This is a genomic window from Nocardia sp. NPDC056541 (assembly GCF_042794235.1).
In the GTDB taxonomy this organism is placed as follows: domain Bacteria; phylum Actinomycetota; class Actinomycetes; order Mycobacteriales; family Mycobacteriaceae; genus Nocardia.
Genome location: NZ_JBHTUD010000005.1, coordinates 41,934 through 61,319, shown reverse-complemented (window position 1 = coordinate 61,319; position 19,386 = coordinate 41,934). Strand labels below are relative to the sequence as shown.

Annotated in this window: 17 protein-coding genes; 11 read left to right on the top strand and 6 right to left on the bottom strand. The window is 67.9% G+C overall.

All coding sequences use genetic code 11. The annotated features are described in order from the left end of the window. Positions 1-41 precede the first annotated feature (41 nt). On the top strand, positions 42-962 hold the full coding sequence (locus ACFQ9R_RS10205) for a D-alanyl-D-alanine carboxypeptidase family protein (protein ID WP_378652961.1): 921 nt from the start codon (positions 42-44) through the stop codon (positions 960-962). Positions 963-1,074: 112 nt separating this feature from the next. Next, entirely contained in the window at positions 1,075-1,656 is a 582-nt protein-coding gene (locus ACFQ9R_RS10200) for a hypothetical protein (protein ID WP_378990089.1), read from the top strand. A 120-nt stretch (positions 1,657-1,776) separates the two neighbouring features. Here the strand turns inward: ACFQ9R_RS10200 and ACFQ9R_RS10195 are convergent, their stop codons facing one another. Both ACFQ9R_RS10195 and ACFQ9R_RS10190 read right to left on the bottom strand, forming a co-directional pair. Then, positions 1,777-3,048 (bottom strand): hypothetical protein, encoded by a 1,272-nt coding sequence (locus ACFQ9R_RS10195; RefSeq protein ID WP_378990088.1) that lies wholly within the window; start codon positions 3,046-3,048, stop codon positions 1,777-1,779. 99 nt (positions 3,049-3,147) lie between these two features. Further along, entirely contained in the window at positions 3,148-4,158 is a 1,011-nt protein-coding gene (locus ACFQ9R_RS10190; RefSeq protein ID WP_378990087.1) for a glutathione S-transferase family protein, read from the bottom strand. A 141-nt stretch (positions 4,159-4,299) separates the two neighbouring features. On the opposite strand from ACFQ9R_RS10190, the gene ACFQ9R_RS10185 reads away from it, so the two are divergent. Further along, positions 4,300-5,196, top strand: a complete 897-nt coding sequence (locus ACFQ9R_RS10185) for a LysR family transcriptional regulator (RefSeq protein WP_378990086.1) — start codon at positions 4,300-4,302, stop codon at positions 5,194-5,196. A 6-nt stretch (positions 5,197-5,202) separates the two neighbouring features. Here ACFQ9R_RS10185 and ACFQ9R_RS10180 read toward each other — a convergent pair whose 3' ends face one another. Continuing rightward, positions 5,203-5,982 (bottom strand): oxidoreductase, encoded by a 780-nt coding sequence (locus ACFQ9R_RS10180; protein ID WP_378990085.1) that lies wholly within the window; start codon positions 5,980-5,982, stop codon positions 5,203-5,205. A 344-nt stretch (positions 5,983-6,326) separates the two neighbouring features. Here ACFQ9R_RS10180 and ACFQ9R_RS10175 point away from each other — a divergent pair, with 344 nt between their 5' ends. After that, a complete protein-coding gene (locus ACFQ9R_RS10175; protein ID WP_378990084.1) occupies positions 6,327-7,802 on the top strand; it encodes an MFS transporter in 1,476 nt (491 codons plus the stop codon). Between the two features lie 62 nt (positions 7,803-7,864). Here the strand turns inward: ACFQ9R_RS10175 and ACFQ9R_RS10170 are convergent, their stop codons facing one another. Together ACFQ9R_RS10170 and ACFQ9R_RS10165 are read right to left on the bottom strand one after the other, a co-directional pair. Further along, positions 7,865-8,215: a calmodulin gene (locus ACFQ9R_RS10170; RefSeq protein WP_378990083.1), complete on the bottom strand. Its 351-nt coding sequence runs from the start codon at positions 8,213-8,215 to the stop codon at positions 7,865-7,867. A gap of 174 nt (positions 8,216-8,389) precedes the next feature. Beyond that, entirely contained in the window at positions 8,390-9,421 is a 1,032-nt protein-coding gene (locus tag ACFQ9R_RS10165; protein WP_378990081.1) for a peroxiredoxin family protein, read from the bottom strand. A gap of 261 nt (positions 9,422-9,682) precedes the next feature. On the opposite strand from ACFQ9R_RS10165, the gene ACFQ9R_RS10160 reads away from it, so the two are divergent. The 4 genes from ACFQ9R_RS10160 to ACFQ9R_RS10145 all read left to right on the top strand — a co-directional run bounded on the left by ACFQ9R_RS10160 (position 9,683) and on the right by ACFQ9R_RS10145 (position 14,656). Then, entirely contained in the window at positions 9,683-11,008 is a 1,326-nt protein-coding gene (locus ACFQ9R_RS10160) for a lipase family protein (RefSeq protein WP_378990079.1), read from the top strand. 14 nt (positions 11,009-11,022) lie between these two features. Then, a complete protein-coding gene (locus ACFQ9R_RS10155) occupies positions 11,023-12,618 on the top strand; it encodes a GMC oxidoreductase (protein ID WP_378990077.1) in 1,596 nt (531 codons plus the stop codon). Between the two features lie 49 nt (positions 12,619-12,667). After that, on the top strand, positions 12,668-13,336 hold the full coding sequence (locus ACFQ9R_RS10150; RefSeq protein ID WP_378990076.1) for a TetR family transcriptional regulator: 669 nt from the start codon (positions 12,668-12,670) through the stop codon (positions 13,334-13,336). 114 nt (positions 13,337-13,450) lie between these two features. After that, positions 13,451-14,656: a glycoside hydrolase family 76 protein gene (locus ACFQ9R_RS10145; RefSeq protein ID WP_378990075.1), complete on the top strand. Its 1,206-nt coding sequence runs from the start codon at positions 13,451-13,453 to the stop codon at positions 14,654-14,656. 193 nt (positions 14,657-14,849) lie between these two features. Here ACFQ9R_RS10145 and ACFQ9R_RS10140 read toward each other — a convergent pair whose 3' ends face one another. After that, positions 14,850-15,323: a hypothetical protein gene (locus ACFQ9R_RS10140; protein ID WP_378990074.1), complete on the bottom strand. Its 474-nt coding sequence runs from the start codon at positions 15,321-15,323 to the stop codon at positions 14,850-14,852. A 328-nt stretch (positions 15,324-15,651) separates the two neighbouring features. On the opposite strand from ACFQ9R_RS10140, the gene legP reads away from it, so the two are divergent. The 3 genes from legP (at position 15,652) to ACFQ9R_RS10125 (ending at position 19,260) form a co-directional block, all read left to right on the top strand. Continuing rightward, entirely contained in the window at positions 15,652-16,437 is a 786-nt protein-coding gene (gene legP, locus ACFQ9R_RS10135) for a Dot/Icm T4SS effector Zinc-dependent metalloprotease LegP (RefSeq protein WP_378990073.1), read from the top strand. Positions 16,438-16,548: 111 nt separating this feature from the next. Beyond that, entirely contained in the window at positions 16,549-18,525 is a 1,977-nt protein-coding gene (locus ACFQ9R_RS10130; RefSeq protein ID WP_378990072.1) for a trypsin-like serine peptidase, read from the top strand. 336 nt (positions 18,526-18,861) lie between these two features. Then, on the top strand, positions 18,862-19,260 hold the full coding sequence (locus ACFQ9R_RS10125) for a hypothetical protein (protein ID WP_378990071.1): 399 nt from the start codon (positions 18,862-18,864) through the stop codon (positions 19,258-19,260). Positions 19,261-19,386: the final 126 nt, after the last annotated feature.

The following is a 19,386-nucleotide window of genomic DNA, read 5'->3' as shown; positions in this document are numbered from 1 at the left end:
AAATCCCGCAGGTCGGCGTAGTTGTACGCCAGAATGTCGCCATGCGGACATTCGCCAAGGTGTTGCACGCCGTCACTGTCGGGGTTCTGATCGTCGCCGCAGGTCACGGCGTTGCGGCTGCCGCACCCTCCGGGAGTGCTGACGGTCTGCTGCCGTGGCCGGCTGCCGGGCCCGACGGTGTCCAGGCCTCGGGCGCGGCGTTGGCGGAGGGGCTCACCGGGACGGTGGTGTGGTCGCGGGAGGCGAACACCCCGGTCCCGATCGCCAGTATCGCGAAGGTGATGACGGCGGTGGTCGTGATCGTCAGCGGTGACCTCGAACGGCCGGTGACGGTGCCGCAGGAAGCGGGCGCCTACTGTGCCAGGGAGAACGGCAGCACCGCGGGACTGGTTCCCGGCGAGGTGCTCACCGCGCGCCAGCTGCTCTACGCGCTACTGCTGCCGTCGGGCTGCGACGCCGCCTACACCGTCGCCGAGTCGTTCGGTCCCGGTCAGGGCGGTTTCCTGGCCAGGATGAACGACACCGCGCGGGTGATGGGTTTGGCCGGAACACATTTCAGTGACCCGGCCGGTATGCCGTATCCCACCGATCACTCCACCTATTCCACGCCGGCGGACCTCGTGGCACTGGGTGTGCGGGCGATGAACCTGCCGCTGTTCCGCGAGATCGTCGGTGCGCGGGACTTCCACGTTCCCGCGGGACCCGCCAACCGCGAGCACCACTGGGAAACGACGAACCGCATGCTCGACGAATATCCCGGCACCATCGGCATCAAGACCGGCAACACCGACGCCGCCGGACACTGCCTGATGTTCGAGACGGTGCGCGCAGGCATCCCGCTGATCGGTGTCGTCCTGCACAGCTCCGACCACAGCAGCGCCGCCGCGCGGCAGGACGCCGAGCGCATGCTGAACTGGGCCTACGACCCGATTCTGCGCGTTCTGCAACCAGTCGGGGGCTGACGACCGGCGCGATCCCGGCACAACGCTTAGCATTCGGGATGTGCGCGGTGGCAGATGGTTTCGGGTCCTCGTTTGCCTGGTCGTACTGGGCACCAGCGGGTGCGTTGGCGCGGTGGACCGGGCGGATTTCGAGGATCAGCTGCGAGCGCGCGGCGGCGGGTTGGTGAGTTCGTTGCCGCAGGAGGCCGTCACGGCGCTGAGCCGGCGAACCGGTGCCACCGACCTCGAAGCGAACGTCATCATCCTAACCCCGCCGAACTCGACCCGGTTCCGCCTCACCTTGAACGACCAACCCGCCCAGATAACCCGGTATCTGGCCGGCGACGAGGTACTGGCCGCTCGGGAACCCACCGTGCGCCTGCGTGTTCGGCCACCTGATCGATCCCGGCAGCTCGACGACTACTCCTTCGCTCTCGGCGCCCTCAGCGCGCCACGTCCGGTTCGGGTCTCCGCCGCCGACGACCTCGACGGCGAGGATTTCGCCGTCAGCGAGGTACCCGGTCTGTCGCGTATCGAAGACATCGTCGACACCGCCCTCGCCCGAAGCGCGTTGCCCGACGGGCAGGTGACCGTCATCGTGGTGAGCCGTTTCGGCCGCGAGATCCGCATCGTCGCCAATGTCTTGTCGCCGCGCTCGGAGATGGTCGCCGAATTCGACCGGACCGGCACCTTCCTTCGAGTGCGGCAGGTATAGCGAATGCGACGAGTCCTGATTTCCGCGGTGTCGCTTGCCTGCGCCGCCGCCTTTCTCACCATTCTCCTCGCTGTTGCCATCTGGCCGGGCGAAGCGAAACTCACCGCACCCCTGTTCTGCTCACCGCCGGCCACCGAGCCGGTCGTCGTCTCGGACACCTTCCACGACTCCGAAGGAACGTCGACCAATTTCACCCTGTATTGCGTCAGCGACCGCGGGATTCTCACCGACGAGGGCTTCGCCCTCCCCGTGCTGGCGCTCTTCGTCACCCATCTGCTGATCCTGATCGCCCTGTTCGTCCTCGCCGCCCTGATCGGCCGTATCGGACAGCGGGCCGAGCGATCCGATGGGCAGGTCGAACGGTGGCAAGACAGCTGACGCCGGAAGGCCGCCGTCAGCTTCCAGGTCGACCTGGAGATCCACCGAGAAGTGGTCGATCGGTAGGGGATTCCCCGACTCGGTCATCGTCAGATTCTCCGAACCGAGCCCGACTCGGTGCAGGAAGACCACGGTGACGGTGGCGGCGGCTCGTGCCTGGTCGGTCGGCCACATCCGGGTGGCGCTGCCGTCGCCGCAGTCGACGAAGCCGAGCCGGTCCAGGTGTGGGCGGGTGGCCTCGGTGGTGAAGGCGCGCAGGCGGATCTCGGTCGGCGACAGTTCGAGTTGGGCGTAGCGATCCGGTGTCTTGTCGCGGTCGAAGAAGTGCAGGACGAGCGGCTCGGGGCCGGGGCCGAGCGCTCGCATGGCGAGGTGCACGCTGCCCAGCAGGTCGGTCAGCAGGCCACGCAGGTGACCGAGGGTGTAGACGCTCCAGATCTCGTTGCCGCGCCCGGCCGAACCGGCCGACCAGGTGAAGCTGACCTCGTAATCGTCGGCGCTCGTGTCCGAGACATCGTGCTCATCGTTGGGGACCCGGTCGGCTTCGTCGATGAGATGCGGGTAGTGGTACTGGGTTTTCCAATTCCGCCACCTGCGCTGGGCATCCGCATCGAGGGCTTCGATTCGCAAGGACACCGTGCCGTGATCGGAGAGCTCGAGGGTGCGCAGGGCGTCGCCGTCGACCCAGCCGACGCCGAGAGCCGACAGGCCGCAAAACCAGGTCGGTGCACCCCACGTCGTCACCGTCAGGTCCAGGTAGTGACGGAACTGTTCGGGCTCGATGGTCGTGACGGTGAGGGACAGGTGTGTGCGCTGCTCGCCGTCGGCACAGCGGTCGTCGACGATGCGGCCACCGGACGGTGTTCCCGGGATGACCACCACGCCGTCACCCTGGAGTAGCCACCCCGCGGTACCGCACACCTGCTCGACGTCGAGCCGGCTGAAGGTGCGGAAGTCGCTCGCGCGCAGCTGTGTCAGCAAGTCGGCGAACCAGGCATCGGGCACGGTGTCCATACCCGAGCACGCTAGCGCTGAGCACCGACACGAAGCCGTTTCGACGAATCACCGAAACCGTTGCCCCGCTTGGCTATCGGGACCGACCATAAGCGAGCCTCAGCCGATCGCGGGGACCTGCTCGGCGGGGATCGGCGCGGACGGCGGGGTGCCGTCGCCGAAGGGGCGCCCACCCAGTTCCGCACGGTGGTGCGGGGTCAGCCAGTTCGACAGGTCCGGCCCCGCGGGGACGATCCCGGTGGGATTGATATCGCGGTGCACGACGTAGTAGTGCTCCTTGATCTGCCCGAAGTCGATGGTGTCGCCGAAGCCGGGAGTCTGGAACAGGTCGCGGGCGTAGGCCCACAGCACCGGCATCTCACTGAGTTTGGTGCGGTTGCACTTGAAATGGCCGTGATAGACGGGGTCGAAACGGGCAAGCGTGGTGAACAGCCGCACGTCGGCCTCGGTGATGGTGTCACCGACCAGGTAGCGCTGAGTGCTCAGCCGCTCGGTGATCCGGTCGAGGGCGGCGAAGAGCCGGACGTAGGCGGCGTCGTAGGCGTCCTGATCGCCGGCGAACCCGCAACGGTAGACGCCGTTGTTGATGTCGCGGAACACGTCTCGGTTGACCTCGTCGATCTGCTCGCGCAGCGGTTCGGGGTACAGCTGCGGTGCGCCGGGCCGGTGGTAGGCCGCCCATTCGGTCGAGAAGTCGAGGGTCATCTGCGCGTAGTCGTTGGTGACGACCTGCCCCGTGACGATGTCGACCATCGCGGGCACGGTGATGCCGCGCGGATAGTCCGGAAACCGGGCCAGATAGGCATCGCGCAGACGGTGGATACCGAGTACCGGATCGACCTCGCCCGGATCCAGATCGAAAGTCCAGCTGAGCTTGTCGTGGGTGGGCCCGCACAGCCCGAGCGACAGCACCGGTTCGAGCCCGAGCAGCCTGCGCACGATCAGCGTGCGATTGGCCCACGGACACGCCCTGGCCGCGACGAGCCGGTACCGCCCCGGTTCGACGGGATAGCCCTCACGTCCGTCGGCGGTGATCCGCGTGGTGATGTAGTTGGTATCGCGGCGGAACTCGCCCGCCTCGACGTAGGTGCCCGCATCGGCATCGCTCACCGCCCCAGTCTCGCACACCCCGCGCGCCGGACAGCTCGACGCCGTGCACCGCTGGTCGCCGACGCACCGATCGTGGCCGGCCCGGAGCTACCGGCCTAGCATCGCGGGGGCAGCTCGACACCCTCAGGGAGGAACCCGCCGATGAGCCTTCGTCAGTTCGAGTACGCCTTGGCGGTGGCCGAAGAGGGGTCGGTGACGGCGGCGGCAGAGGTGTTGCACGTTGCTCAACCGTCGGTGTCGCAACAGATTCGCGGCCTCGAGCGGGAACTCGGCGTGAAGCTGTTCGCTCGCACGCCGACGGGCCTGGTACCCACCGTGGTCGGTCGCGCCTTCCTGCGCGAAGCGGAGGTCGCGGTGAGCGCGGCGCGACGGGCACGGGCGACGGCGCGGGCGGGCGCCGACGAGCTGGTGGGTGAGCTGGTAGTCGCGGCGCAGATGGGCTTCGGCACTCGTCAACTGCCGCGTGCGCTGGGTGCGCTGCGCCGCCGGTTTCCCCGGGTGGAGGTCACCGTCTTCGAGGAGCCGAGTTCCGCCGAACTGGAACGCCTGGGGCGCCAGGGCGTCCTCGACCTGGCCCTGATGGCGGCGTGCGAGCAGTCTCCCGACGACGCGCACCACCTCGGCGACGAGGAGTTCGTCGTCGTGCTCGGCGCCGGGCACCCCCAACTCGCCACGGAGCGGGTCGAACTGCGTGCGCTGGCGGGGGAGCCGTGGGTCCGGTTCGACCGGGACAGCGCGCTCGACGCGGTGCTCCTGGACGTGCTGGGCAGCAACGAGCTGACCCCGACCACGGCCGCCCGCGTGTCCCAGACGTCGACGGCGGTGCGGTGGGCGGCCCAAGGGCTGGGGGTGACGCTCGTCCCGGCCTCGGCCGTGCCGTACGGTCACGAGCACCTTGTTCGTCCGGTGAATCCGGTCGTTTCCCAGCCCGTCATCGCTGTCGTCCGGACCGATCCGGGCCCGGCGGAGTCAGCGCTGCTCGAACTCCTTCGCCGCCAGACCTGGACCGAGGCCGCGTCACTCCCGCCGGTGCGCTGACCGGCTTCAGCCCCGGGGGAATTCGCCTCCGTCGACGAACAGATTGGTTCCGGTGAGCCAGCTCGCCCGGTCGGAGACGAGGAACAGCACCGCGTCGGCGATGTCGCCGGGGCGACCGTCGCGCCCCAGCGGCGTCGTGCTGGTCGCGGTGACCGTGTCGCCCAGTGTCGCGTCCATCCGTGCCCACAACTCCCGGGTCTCCTCACCGCCGGGGGTGGCGGTTTTGCCCGGCGACACTGTGTTGACCCGGATTCCGGAGGAGGCCAGGTCCAAGGCGAGTCCCCGGCTGTAGGTCTGCAGTGCGGCCTTCGCGGCCACGTAGTGCAGGAACTGCGGTGCCGCGGTGGGAACCGCGGCCGAGGAGACGTGCACGATCGCGCCAGACCGCCGTTCCCGCATCCCTGGCACCAGCAGCGAGTCCAGCCGCACCGAGGCGAGCAAGTTCAAGTCGAGCGCGTCCTGCCATTCCGCGTCGGGGATCGCCGAAGCGCTCGCGTGCGGGCGCGCGCCACCGGCGTTGTGTACGAGGATGTCCACCCCGCCGAGCACGTCGTGCGCGGCGGCGGCGAGCGCCTGTACCCCAGCCTGCGTGCGCACGTCGGCGGTCACGAAGGTGGACCCGTCCGGGATGGTGTTCGCCGCCGATCTGGCGGTGGTGAGCACCTCGGCGCCCGCGTCCAGCAGCTGGCGCACGACGGCCGCCCCGATTCCGCGGGAACCGCCCGTGACCAGAGCTCGTTTTCCGGCGAGTTCTCGCGTGTGCGAAACATTCTCGATCGTGGTCATGCCAGCGGTCCTTTCGATTGCGTATTCGCCCGACGGGCAGGGAATCGACATGTGCGGCGCGCGAAACCTCGATGAAATCGCGGTGCGTTCCGCGTCGAGCTGTTTCACGGTATGCCCGGAAAACAGTGCGCGGCAAAGACGAAATGTCAGCAGGTGGCATAGGGAATTCCTATGCCGGCCCGGCTCTTCCGCCGGTGCGCGTCCCGCGGATGTCGTCGGCCGGTGGCCGTCTGGCGTCTGGCTGAACCCGCCAGTACCCTGTGCCCGTGAGACCGATGGGCAATGCGCCGGGCGGGACGGCGCGACCGCGTGTCGCTCTGACCGCAGTCGCTGTAGTGGTATTTGTGACCTTTCTCGACACCACCGTCGTCAGCGTGGCGCTGGGGGATATTCGCCATGATCTGAGCGCGGACGTGACCGCGCTGCAGTGGGTGGTCAACGCCTACACCGTCGTGTTCGCCGGGCTGATGCTCGCCGGTGGGTCGCTCGGGGACCGCTGGGGCCGCAAGCGGGTGATGATCGTCGGCCTGGTGATCTTCTGCGCCGGGTCGGTGGTATCGGCACTCGCGAGCAGTGTCGCGGTGCTCGTCGCCGGTCGCGCGATCATGGGACTCGGTGCGGCGGCGTCGGAGCCGGGCACACTGTCGGTGCTTCGGCACGTCTTCCCGGACGACCGCACGCGCGCGAAGGCGATCGGGGTGTGGGCGGCGGTGTCGGGGCTGGCGTTGGCCGCGGGACCGGTGTTGGGCGGCGTGCTGGTCCATGCGTACGGGTGGCGCTCGATCTTCTGGTTCAACCTGGTGATCGCGGCGGTGGCGCTCGTCGTCGCACTGTGGTCGGTCCCGGAGAGCGCAGACCCGAGCCCCGAGCCGATCGACTGGGCAGGCGCTCTGCTCGGCGCGACGGCTTTCGGATCGGTGATCTATGCCGCGATCTCCGGTCAGGATCGCGGCTACACCTCGCCGTCGGTGCTCGCGTTCTTCGTGCTCGGCGGGCTCGCGTTCGCCGGGTTCATCGCCGTCGAAACACGGGCGCGCGCACCGATGCTCAACTTGCACTACCTGCGCTTTCCGGCAGTGCGTAGTGCACTGATCGTCGCCTTCGCCGTCTACTTCGGCATCTTCTCGATCTTCTTCTTCACCGCGCTGTATCTGCAAGTGATGCAGTCGTACTCGGGTGCGCGTACGGCCACGGTGTTCGCGCCGATGGCCGCCATGATCGTGATCGGCTCGCTGGTCGCGGGGTTCTGGGTGGCGCGGCGAGGTGCGCGCACACCGATGATTCTCGGCTGTGTGGTCGGCGCGGGCGGGATCTTGCTGACCCGCCATATGCTGTCCGGTGAGATCCACGATCCTTCGCTGTCGGCCGCGATGGCGGTGGCGGGCTTCGGCTTCGGGATCGCGGTGGTGCCGTTGACGTCCGCGGTGATGTCGGGAGTTCCGGCCGAGCACTCGGGAATGGCTGCCGCGGTGACCAATACGATGCGCCAGGTCGGTTCGGCGTTCGGTGTGGCCGTGCTCGGTGCGCTGGTGAGCGGGTTCCTGTCCTCGGACCTGAAGGCGCGCATGAACGAGCTGGGTCTGCCGACCTCGCTACAGCCCGACGCCATTCAAGCCGTGGAACTCGGGAAGATTCCCGAGGGCGTCGATATCGGCCCGTATCTGAAATACCTGTCGAAGGTTTCCGAGGTGCTCAATGCCGGCAAGGCGGCATTCCATCACGGACTCGACGTGGCTCTGCTCGTTTCGGCGGTGATGATCCTCGCCGCGGCGGCATTCACCGCGGTCGACGCGGCTCGGCACCGTGCGGATGTCACCTAGCGAATTGCGGTTCGGGTCCGAAGGATTCCGGCCGACGCGCACCGCGCCGGCCGGAATCGGTGTCAGGCGCTGACCGAAGCGGTCACTTCACGAGTCAGTCGCGACGACCACGGACACCAGAAGCAGCCAGGCAGGAATGCCCCACACGCTTCGTCGAGGTGATCCTCGGTGTAGACAATGCTGGAGTCGCACACCTCGATGGCCATGGTGAAGAACGTGATGGTGTCGGGATCGAGGTGGAAACTCCACCCGGGGTTGTAGCTCTGCGCGGTCTTGCGGATCCGGCCCATGACATGGATGGACATCGTCTCGTCGCCGGACAGGATCCGGCGCGCCTCCGCGATCCGTTGTTCGTTGTTCAGCTGGAAAATGAATTCTTTTCCGCTGTAGTCGGTGAATGCAAAGAGCGCCATGACATTTCCCCTTGGTCGATGTGTTCGGCTAGCGGGAGTCGAGCGTGTTGCGAGGTCGAGTGTATCGGCGGAGTCGCGGCAACATGAGCGCATTGCGAATGAAAACTGTTGGGAAACAACAGGTTTAGGGAATCGGTCGGTTTCTGTGTGTGAAACGGGGAAATAGGGGAGCGCCTATCGGCGCGTCCCTGAGGCGAGCTCGTCTCGACGGGGTGATCGCCGCCCCGCCTCCGTCTTCGCCGTGGTGATCAACTCGCGCACCGCGATGGCACCCCGGGCGACCGCACCCGCGACCCGCCCGTCCGCGCCGATCAGTACCGCCGACGGCGTTCCCCGGACCCGATAGCGGAGAGCGGTCTCATTGCCCTGTTGCACCAGGACCGGGATATCACCCACCTCCTGCGCGCGCCCCCAGGCGGCATGTTCGGCAAGATCGCCGTGGCCGACCAGCACGACTGTCAACGTATCCCGCACGCGCGACTGCCAGCGCGGCAACTCGCGGGCCAGCGCCGCGCACATTTCGCACCCCGGATGGACGAACACGAGCAGGACTGCCTTTCCCGGCGCGAGCAACGACGCCAGATCGATCCGCCCGCCCTCGGCAGTCAGTAGCTCGAACTCCGGTGCTACCGCGCCGACCGGAAGACCCTCGGCACCGAGGGTCGACAGGGTCTGTTCGTCGACCCGGCGACGAAGGGCGCGCAACTCCCCGAGCGTCCAGGTCAGCACGACCGCCAGCACTACGATCAGCGCGAGCCCCACGCAGGCCTCGACGGGCAATCCGGCAGGGACCTGCGGATACCGGATCGCGCCGACCGTGACCAGTGCGGCCAGCGCCAGCAGTAGCCCGTTACGCACCAGCGTCGCGGGCCCGATGGGCGCCGAACTCGCCGCGCCGAAACAGGAGCAGCTCGGGTGCTCGCCGCGCAGCAGCAATCGCACGATCGCCGCGGTGAACCCGGCGAGCAGCAGTGCGGCCACCGCGGCCGCGATCCCCGCCGTCCACGGCAGCAGCAATCCCGCGGCCACCGAACCCTCGGCTACCGGTAACCCGATCGCCACCGCGGGAGCCCACCTGATGTCTGTCCCGAAATCGACCACCGCCTTCCGTGTCGCGGGCCCGTCCGCCAACTTCCCCCATGTCGACAGCCCGAAAACCCCGGCCAGTACCAATCGCGAACCCCACACTCCGTATTCGATCAGCATTCCGGCACCATCCCACAGCCGAAGCGGTCTGAAAGATGATTCGCGGGAACAGCTTTCACCACGCGAGTGCTTCGGTTACCACGGCGATTCGCGTGGTTGTCGCCGCGACGGGGTGCCGGGTCGGGGCGGGTGTTCGTACCGACCAGTAACCGTGTTACTCTCTGTCGGCGCTGGTGTGACAGGCATCATGATCTGCTGTTCCGGCGACTTGGATCACTGCGGCGACGACGCCGGCCGGTGATGACGACTGAGAGGTTCTCGATGAAGCGACAGGATCTTCGACGGATGTGGCCGCACGCCGGGCGCGTCGTCGCGGTCATGGTCTTGGCCGGCGCGATGGCGGCGACGGGTGTGGTGACCCAGGCGGGGCGGGTCTCGGCCGAGCCCGTCAGCGCGTTCTACACACCGCCGGACCGGATTCCGCAGGAACCGGGCGCGATCATCAAGACCGCGCCGATGACCTTGTTCGTGACCCCGCCCACCGAGCAGGGATGGCCGGGCAAGGCGCAGCACGTGATGTACACGTCGCGATTGCAGGACGGGTCCCCGGTAGCAGTGAGCGGGACCTACCTCGAGCCGACCGGTCCGTGGCAGGGTCCGGGACCGCGTCCGACGGTGGTCATCGGCCCCGGCACGTCGGGTCAGGCGGACCGTTGCGCGATGTCGGTGGCGTTCTCGACTGGGATGGCGGTGTCCACCCAGCCGTTGGGGATCTCGGCGAACCAGGAGCTACCGTCGTCGGTGGTGTGGAGCGGCCTGGGCGCGCGGGTGCTGGTGACCGACTACGTCGGCCTCGGCACACCCGGCATCCACACCTACGCCAACCGGTTCGAGAGCGGGCACGCGATTCTCGACGGTGTGCGCGCGGCCAACAATCTGGGCGGTGTCGGACCGGAGACGCCGGTCGTGCTCTGGGGCTATTCCCAGGGCGGTGGCGCCACCGCGGCCGCCGCGGAGATGCAGCCGAGCTACGCACCGGAACTGAATCTCAAAGGCACCTGGGCAGGGGGACCGGTCGCCGACCTCACCGCGATCCTGGAGAAGATCGACGGTGCGCTGATCGGCGGAGCGATCGGGTTCGCCGTCAACGGCATGCTCGCGCGCTATCCCGAGCTGCAGCGTGCGGTGGACCGGGTCACCAGCCCGGCCGGGCGCGCGATGCTCGAGACGCTGAGCGACTCCTGCATCGCCGACGTGATCACGTACCACCCCTTCCTCAAAACCGAGTCGCTGACCAACGACGGCCGACCGCTGTCCGCCCATCTCGCCGAATTGCCCGAAGCCACGCCGGTATTGGCGGAGCTGCGCATCGGTAACTCCACTCCGGCCACACCGGTCCTGATCACCAGTGGCCGCAACGACGACACCGTCCCGTACGGACAGGCCCGCCGACTCGCCGAAGACTGGTGCGGCAAGGGCGCCACGGTCACCTTCCGCACGAACGAGCTCCCGCCGATCCTGCCCGGAACCACCATCCCGAATCACTTCGGGCCGGAGATCATCGACGGCTTCGGGCCCGACAACGCGTTCACCTATCTACTCGATCGTCTTGCGGACAAGCCGGTCTCCGGCTGCAGCATCGACTGAACAAGGATCTGTGTGTGAAAGCCATTTCGCGCCGCTCGATGCTGGTTGCCGCGGCAACGGCGAGTGGGCTACTTCTCGGTGCCCGCCCCACGGGCACGCCGACTCCGATCGCGTTGCGGTCCAACAATGTTCCGCTGACCTACGAGGACCATCGGGTGGTGGTGATCGGGTCGGGGTTCGGTGGCGGCGTCAGCGCGCTGCGGTTGGCGCAAGCCGGTGTCACGGTGACGGTTCTGGAGCGAGGTCAGCGGTGGCCCAGCGGTCCGAACGCCGAAACCTTCCCGCGCGCGTCCGCCCCGGACAAGCGATTGCTGTGGTACCGATCGAGCCCGAACCTGTTCGGGCGACCGCTCGTGTTCGACCCGTACGCCGGGTTGGTGGAGGCGGTGCCCGGGGTGAACATGACCGCGCTGTGCGCCGCCGGTGTCGGTGGCGGATCGCTGGTCTACCAGGGCATGTCACTGCAGCCCGCCGAGGCGGTGTTCAACGCGCACTTTCCCGAAGAGCTGGACTGGGCGACGATGGATCGGGTGCACTATCCGCGAGTGGCACGGATGCTCGGGCTGGCCGAAGCTCCCGACGAGCTGATCGCCGCCGACAACTACCGGGCCGCAAGGGTCTTCGCGGATCGAGTACGCGGGGCCGGGATGCCGCTGTCGAAGATCCCGATGCCCATCGACTGGAACTTCGCGCTGGCCGAGCTGCGCGGGGAGATGAAACCCTCCTACACCAACGGTGACGGTGCGATGGGGGTCAACAACGGCGGCAAGCACTCTGTCGACGTCACCTACATCGCCGCCGCCGAAGCGACCGGCCGGTGCCAGGTGCAGACCCTGCACGAGGTGACCGATCTCGAACGCGCCCGCGACGGTCGCTGGACCGTGCACGTGCAGCGTCTCGACACCGCGGGTGTCGTGGTCGAGAACAAGGTACTCACCGCGGGATCGGTGATCCTGGCGGCGGGCAGTCTCAACACCACCCGGTTGCTCGTGCGAGCCGGTGCCAAGGGCCTGATTCCCGACCTGCCCGACGGGCTCGGCCAGAACTGGGGCACCAACGCCGATCGCATCTATGTCTGGTCGGAACCCGCCGCGAACTTCGGTGCGGCACAAGGTGGTCCGGTGGTCTACGGCAGTAAGAACTGGGACGATCCGCAGGCTGCGCACACCGTGATCCAGGCCTCCATCCCGCCGATGTCGGTGGATCCGGGCAGCACGATGCTCGTCGGCTACGGCGTCAGTGACAGTCGCGGGTCGTTCACCTACGACGCCGCCCGCGACGACGCGATTCTGCACTGGCCCCACGACGGCGACCGGACCATCCAGAACAACCACATCGACCCCGCCGTGCGCCGCATCGCGGGTTCGACCGGGATGTTGCTGGACACCAACTCGCTGTTTCCCTCGACCTGGCATCCGCTGGGCGGGGCGAGCATGGGCTCGGTGTGCGACCTGGACGGCCGCGTCCATGACCAGCCGGGGCTCTACGTGCTCGACGGTGCGCTGTTGCCGGGTAACGCCGCCGCGTGCAATCCGTCGATGACGATCGCGGCGGTCGCGGAGCGGGCCTTGGACAACCTCGTCGCCGCGGATGTGGGAACGCGCATCTGAGATCGAATCGCCTCGGTGGCGCGACGAGACGATGGACTACTGTGACGTGGTGGCTAGAAAGGGCGAAGGTGATCCCGCGCGCAAGATCACCGAAACCACCTTGTCGTTGCTCGAATCGGAGGGGTATGACGCGGTTCAGCTGCGCCGGGTGGCCCGCGTCGCCCAGGTGTCGCTGACCACGGTCTACAAGCTGTACCCCACCCGCGACGAACTCGTGCTCGCCGCGGTCGCGCAGTGGATGGCCACGAACACCTACACCGAACTCGACCCGCCGCGAGCCGACGAATCGCTCGCCGATGTGTTGAAGCGGGTGACCCGCTACGTGTTCGAGCCGTGGGAGCGTCACCCACGGATGCTCGCCGCCTACTACCACGCACGCTCCGGTCCGGGTGGGCAGCGACTCGACGCGCAGGGTTTCGCCGCGGTGTTGCCCGCGGTGAGCACGATGTTCGCCAGCCTCGACGAGGACTACGCGGCCGATCTCGCCCTCGTGCTGACCAACATGGTCTATGCGCTGCTGGGACGTTTCGCGCACGGTGATCTGGCGATCACCGAGATCCTGCCCGCACTCGAACGCGCCATCGGCCGGCTGACTCAGAACAACGCTCCGTTCGCCGCGGCCGCCGAGCGGACCGCCGGTCCGGGGGCGACTCCGTTCGAGTGGGTGCCCGGTTTCAGCTCGCCCTACTCCCCGGGCACCGAGGCCGACGAGCCGTAACCGGTGTGAAACGTTTTCACGCCGCACCGGAGCAGTTCAAGCTTTGGCAATCGCGACACGGGACTCTGAGGGTTCGGCACCGACGCCGATGCCCAGTAGGAGGAGTCCGAGCGAATGGATCGCCTGAACCACGAGTTCAGTCGGCGCAGCGTGCTGTGCGCTGCGGGGGCGGCGATCGCGCTGACCGCGGTGGCACAGCCGACACAGGCGGGCACGATCACGCGGAAGTGCTCGGTCGACAGCGGTCCGGGAGAGCGCGCCGACCTGGCCGAACAGGCGATCGTGCAGCGGCATGTGCACTCGCTGCTCGGTTTGCCCGACTATCGGCTGGGAGTGCTCGCGTGGCCTGCGGACCTGACCGAAAGGTCCTTGCTCGGGCGATGGTGTTACTGGTGGCAAGCACACCTGCTCGACTGCGCGATCGACGCCGCGCACCGAACCAGCACTCCCGACCGCGTTGATCGGGTCGTCGCCCTCGCACGCGGTATCCGCGCCCGCAACATCACCGGTTGGACCAACCGCTACTACGACGACATGGGGTGGTTGGCAATCGCCCTCGAGCGCGCCGAGCGACTGCTCGACGTCCGTTTCGGCGACGCGATCGGGAATCTGCGGGGCGCCCTGCTCGAAGGATGGAACCCGGATGTGGGTGCGGTGCCATGGCGCAACGGCGACGACTTCTACAACACGCCCGCGATCGGCCCGACCGGCATCGCGCTGGCGCGCCTCGGTGAACTCGACCGCGCCGGCCAACTGGCCGATTTCCTGCACACGCGATTGCGTGACACCGCCAGCGGCCTGATCCACGATGGGGTCCACGAGCCCGGCGGGCAGGTGGACCGCACCGTCCACACCTACTGCCAGGGTGTGACCATCGGGCTGGAGGCCGAATTGGCGCTGCGCACAGGCGAATCGGTTCATCGTCAACGTGCTGCCGCCGTGATCGCCGCGGTCGAGCAGCGGCTCACCGCCACGGGGGTGATCGTCGCCGCCGCCGGAAACGATTCCGGGCTCTTCATGGGAATCCTCGCGCGCTTTCTCGCCGAAGCCGCACTGTCGCTGAACAACACGACCGCGGCGAATATCGTGCACGCCTCCGCCCGGGCGGCTTGGGAAAACCGTGCCGAGGTGAACGGGTTGCCGCTGTTCGGCGCGGACTGGACCCGCCCGGTCGCGGTGCCCGAGCATCCGGGGACCTTTCTCCAGCTCGCGGACGCGTCCGCCGCATCGTCGGCGAACCTGAGCCGGGACCTCTCGGTGCAGCTGAGCGCGTGGATGCTGCTCGAAGCGGACTACCGGCTCACTGCGGCGGGCCACTGACCAGCCTCATTCACCCGGTGAGAAGGGGCAACTGCTGGAACAGTATTCGCGCACCGCCGTCGCCGAGCCGGCCGTCGGGCTCAATGCCACGGACGCTCTGCTCGAAGCAGGTCTGCCGCCCCTGCCCGCCGATCGTGTGGCAGCCGCCCTGCGCGCCGAGATCCGGCGGCTGCTCGACGAGGTGTTAAGCGGCTCAGGGCATTTCGACGGTTTCGGCCCTGGCGATCTCGTTGATCGCGCGCTGAACAGCGTGATCCGGCGGTGTCCGGGCGAAATCGGCGAGGTACTCGATCAGGAGTACCGCCGCGGGTTGGGGGTTCGTCCACTCCCGGTCGGTTTCGGCCGACTCGTCGATCCCGAGCGCCCCGGCGAGCGCGCTGAAGACCGCGGCGGCGTCGAGTCGGGGCAGCCACGTCGCCGATCGGCGGACCACCGATTCCAGCACGGCGCGCACATCGTCGCCGGTGAGACCGTCCGGATGCGCGATCTCGAGCAGGTCGCGAACGATCCCCGCCAGCACCGAGGTGACCTGGTCGGCGGGGAGTTCGGACAGATCCGCGGTGGTCGCGCTGAATCGGGGTTCGTCGGCTGCCCTCGCCGCGCTGACGGCGGCCTCGACGGCGGTCGCGATCGCGCGGGCTGACGAAGGCCAGTCGGACGGCCACATGGGTAGTTCTCCTCGCGGGTCGGTACACGTGCCTCGCCTACCTGCGTATGCGGGCTGTTGTCAGCGTAGTCAGTGCCGGGCCGCGGGCCGCACGCGTGTCAGCAGGTTCGACCACTCCACCGGCCGGGTCCGACCCCGTGACCGTGTGGGACCCGAGGCCGATGAGCTCGTTGCCTGGCTGATCGGTTGCGGGGAGGTGACCCGATCGCGCCCGCGCGTGATCGGGTAGCGCGCTACTCACGCGCGCCGGCGGGCCGGCGGGCCACGCTTTCCAGCAGAGGCGACGGATCCCGCCGTTGTCGACTCCGACACAGGAAGCACGACCGCCATGATCATCGACGACACCCTTCGATCGGCCGTCGACACCGACGACACCGGCGAATTCCATTCCGGCCCGGAGGCGGGCTCCGCGCTGATCGGCAGTGTCGCGCACGGGGTGCGCGAACTGCGCTACGCCGCGGTCGACGACCTCGCGATCTTCGAGGGCGACATCGTGCTCGGCACCGTCGAGGAGATCGATGCCCGCCGTCGACAGGAAGGCGTGGTGGTCTCCGGTGCGGTGTTCCGCTGGCCGAATGCCGTGGTCCCCTTCGAGGTCGACCCGGCCCTGCCCGCACCGCAGCGGGTCTTCGACGCGGTCGCACACTGGAACGCACGCACCAGGATCCGGTTCGTCCCGCGCACCGGCGCCCACGGCGACTTCGTACGGTTCGTGCCCAGCACGTCGAGCCGGTCGCCGGTCGGGCGGCGGGGTGGACGGCAGACGATCGAACTCGCCGCTTCCGCGCCCGTGGGCACCGTGGTCCACGAGATGGGGCACGCGCTCGGACTCTGGCACGAGCAGAGCAGGGAGGACCGGGGCAACTTCATCGCGGTGCGGCTCGACCGGGTCGACCCGGCGCACCGGCACAACTTCGATCAGCACATCACCGACGGCGACGACGTCGGCGGCTACGACTTCGGCTCGATCATGCACTACCCCGCGACGGCGTTCAGCACCACTGGGCAGGCGACGATCCTCGCGCGTGTGCCCGTGCCGCCCGGCGTGACGATGGGCCAGCGCTCCGCGTTGTCGGCCGGCGATGTGAACGCCGCCCACACGATCTATCCGTGACATCGCGCAGGTGCCCGCGCGGTGAAGTCGAGTGGTCCACTACTCGTGATCGGCACCGCGCACGCGCCCACGCTGAATACCCCAGCACACATTCTCCGGGCGAGGTGACCCATGGATACCGAGAGCGAAGCTCGTACCACCGCGTGGCACGAACAGATGGATGCCGCATCGCAGCGATTCGACGACACCGAGGCGCAACGCGATGAGGTGACGCGCCTGCGGGCGGTGACCGAGTCCGATGTCGTCGACACCAAGGAACAGATTCTCGCCCGCGCCGACCGGCTGCTCGTCACCGGCGAAGTCCCCGCGCAGGCGGTGATCGAACTCGGCAGGCAGGACCCGGTCGACAGCATCCGCTCGCTCGAGCGGGTCATCGGCTTCGCCAACGAGTTGCAGGCCGCGAACTTCCTGACCCGCGGTGCTCGCGCCGCCGCGGCGGTGGCGCGTATCTCGTTGGCCGACAACGGCCGTGAGGTGCCGATGGGTACCGGTTCGATGGTGTCGCCGCAACTGCTGCTCACCAACAATCATGTGCTGCCGACGCGGGGGGCGGCCGAGTCGGTGGTGATCGAGTTCCGGGCCGAGGTCGACATCGACAACGTCCCGAACCCCACCGTGCGCTATCGCCTGGCGCCCGACGACTTCTTCGTGACCGACAAACACCTCGACTACACCGTGGTGCGTGTGGCGCCGGGGCCCGACGGTGTGGCGCCCGGCGCCACATTCGGCTGGAATCCGCTGATCGCCAAGCCCGGCAAGATCGTGATCGGTGAGGCGATGAACGTCGTCGGGCACCCCTCGGGCCGGCTCAAGGAGATCTCGATCCGGCACAACCGCCTCGACCTGCAACTCGACGACTTCCTGCACTACGCCTCCGACACCGAACCGGGGAATTCGGGCTCGCCGGTCTTCAACGATCAGTGGGAGATCGTGGCGCTGCATCACGCCGGAGTCCCGAAGAAGGACGACAAAGGCCGGGTACTGCGCAAGGACGGCAAACTGTGGCAGTCCGGGGACGGCGACGACGCGATCGACTGGATCGCCAACGAGGGCGTTCGGGTGAGCGTGCTGTTGCACGATCTCGGATCGCGGCAGTTCGATCCGGCCCAGCGCGCCCTGCTCGACGAACTCGGGCTCGCGGCGGTCGCACCGAGCGAGGCGGCTGCCGGACTGCCGGTGCCGCCACGGGGGTCGGCCGCCGAAAGCCTGGTGCGCGGCCTGCGTGGTCGGTCGAGCGCGTTCGGTGGTCGACGCAGCGTGCTGTTCCTGCACGGACGCGGACAACAGGGCCGCGACCCGGTCGAATTGCGCCGCAACTGGACAGCGGGTTTGAACAAGGGACTCACCCTCGCCGGCCTGAGCCCCATCGACCCCGCCGATGTGTACTTCCCCTTCTACGGTGACCAGCTCGTGGAGAGCATGGACACCCGCGAGGCCGTCGACTCCGGTCCGGCACTCTACGAGAGCCTGGTCGCCGAGGCCGCGCGCCGGGCCGGGATGCCGGACGCCGGTGACCTGCCCACCGACCCGCAAGCGCGCGAACTCTTCGGTGGGTTCGGTGCGGTGGTGCTGGGGCGGTTGCACGACCAGCTCAGCTGGATCGCCGCCCGCAGCGGCCTCGATTCCGCGCTCATCGGCGCCATCTTCAAAGACGTCGCCGCCTATCTCGACGACGAGCGGGTCCGCAAGAGTGTGCTGGACACGGTGCTCATCGATGCACCCACCGAGGGCGACCTGATCCTGGTCAGCCACAGTCTCGGCACGGTGGTCGCGATGGATCTGCTCACCCAGCTGCCCCGCGAACTGAACGTGCGCCTGCTGGTGACGGCGGGCAGCCCGCTCGGGATGGACGGGGTGTACCGCAAGCTGCTGACGGGCGGGCCGAGCAGGCCCGAGCGGGTCGGTGAATGGCTCAACACCTGGTACGCCGGCGATCCGATCGCCATCGGCTGCCCACTGCGTCAGGCCTGGGGGCCGGATCTGCGCGACCTCCCGGTCGAGAACCCCAAGGAGCGGGCGCACGACATCGCCGAATACCTCGCCCACGCCGCGGTGGCGGCCACGATCGGACACACGCTGTCCGCCTGAGCCACACCACGATTCGCACGACAATCACTCGACACAGGTAGGCGGGCCCGCACCCTCGGCGCTACGGCGTGAACGGGCGCTGATCGAGAAGATCGGCGCCCGCGTTGATCGCGAACAGATAAGGAATATCCGCTCACTGCCGTTCCTCCGAGAAATTGACCCTTCTCGATCCTCCTTCGGCCGTGTCGAACTCGATTGCGTGGCGGACTACTCGAATGTGCGACACAACCGTCGCCACATCCGCGCATATTCGGGTAGTGGATTACGCATTCGCGCCCGCGCGCCCGCGCGCGACGATAGCTCCAGACAGTTTTTCCGCCGAGAAAGGGCGCCGAAATGTTGGAGACGGATACGGAAGACGCGGTCGTGGCAGCGAGCGCGGATACCGAAGAAGAGGTGTTCGAGTCGGCGAAAACCGGCTACGGCGCCGAAGAAGCCGACGTTCGGGCGATCGACCAGACCAACATCACATCGATCTTCTGGGCACAGAAGATCCTGCGCACCCATGGAACAGGTGCCTGGGTATTCGGATTCCCGAACGCCGACGTGCGGGCAGATAGTCAGGTCTCGGTGAGTCTGACCGAGATCGACACCAACAACATCCCGTTCCTCGGACCTGCCACCACCCAGGTCCTGAATGTGGTTCCGCACGCCGACGGCACGATGACAGTGCGATATCACGTGGGGTGGAACCGCAATATCAGGGTGCTGTTCAACTTCATCATCGCCAATTGAGCCGCCGCGATGGCAGTGTCACGGGTCCGCCGGACGCCGGGCTCCGATCGACAGCGTGGTCGATCGAGGCCATCCGGCACCGTGGCAGTCGCAGGGCAGGTCCGCGTCGCCGACGATGTCGATCAG

What these genes read in the sequence shown, in the direction of transcription:
- ACFQ9R_RS10205 (WP_378652961.1), top strand. Translation starts at nt 42, where the DNA reads ATGCGGACATTCGCCAAGGTGTTGCACGCCGTCACTGTCGGGGTTCTG.
- ACFQ9R_RS10195 (WP_378990088.1), bottom strand. Translation starts at nt 3,048, where the DNA reads ATGGACACCGTGCCCGATGCCTGGTTCGCCGACTTGCTGACACAGCTG.
- ACFQ9R_RS10185 (WP_378990086.1), top strand. Translation starts at nt 4,300, where the DNA reads ATGAGCCTTCGTCAGTTCGAGTACGCCTTGGCGGTGGCCGAAGAGGGG.
- ACFQ9R_RS10180 (WP_378990085.1), bottom strand. Translation starts at nt 5,982, where the DNA reads ATGACCACGATCGAGAATGTTTCGCACACGCGAGAACTCGCCGGAAAA.
- ACFQ9R_RS10170 (WP_378990083.1), bottom strand. Translation starts at nt 8,215, where the DNA reads ATGGCGCTCTTTGCATTCACCGACTACAGCGGAAAAGAATTCATTTTC.
- ACFQ9R_RS10165 (WP_378990081.1), bottom strand. Translation starts at nt 9,421, where the DNA reads ATGCTGATCGAATACGGAGTGTGGGGTTCGCGATTGGTACTGGCCGGG.
- ACFQ9R_RS10160 (WP_378990079.1), top strand. Translation starts at nt 9,683, where the DNA reads ATGAAGCGACAGGATCTTCGACGGATGTGGCCGCACGCCGGGCGCGTC.
- ACFQ9R_RS10145 (WP_378990075.1), top strand. Translation starts at nt 13,451, where the DNA reads ATGGATCGCCTGAACCACGAGTTCAGTCGGCGCAGCGTGCTGTGCGCT.
- ACFQ9R_RS10140 (WP_378990074.1), bottom strand. Translation starts at nt 15,323, where the DNA reads ATGTGGCCGTCCGACTGGCCTTCGTCAGCCCGCGCGATCGCGACCGCC.
- legP (WP_378990073.1), top strand. Translation starts at nt 15,652, where the DNA reads ATGATCATCGACGACACCCTTCGATCGGCCGTCGACACCGACGACACC.
- ACFQ9R_RS10130 (WP_378990072.1), top strand. Translation starts at nt 16,549, where the DNA reads ATGGATACCGAGAGCGAAGCTCGTACCACCGCGTGGCACGAACAGATG.
- ACFQ9R_RS10125 (WP_378990071.1), top strand. Translation starts at nt 18,862, where the DNA reads ATGTTGGAGACGGATACGGAAGACGCGGTCGTGGCAGCGAGCGCGGAT.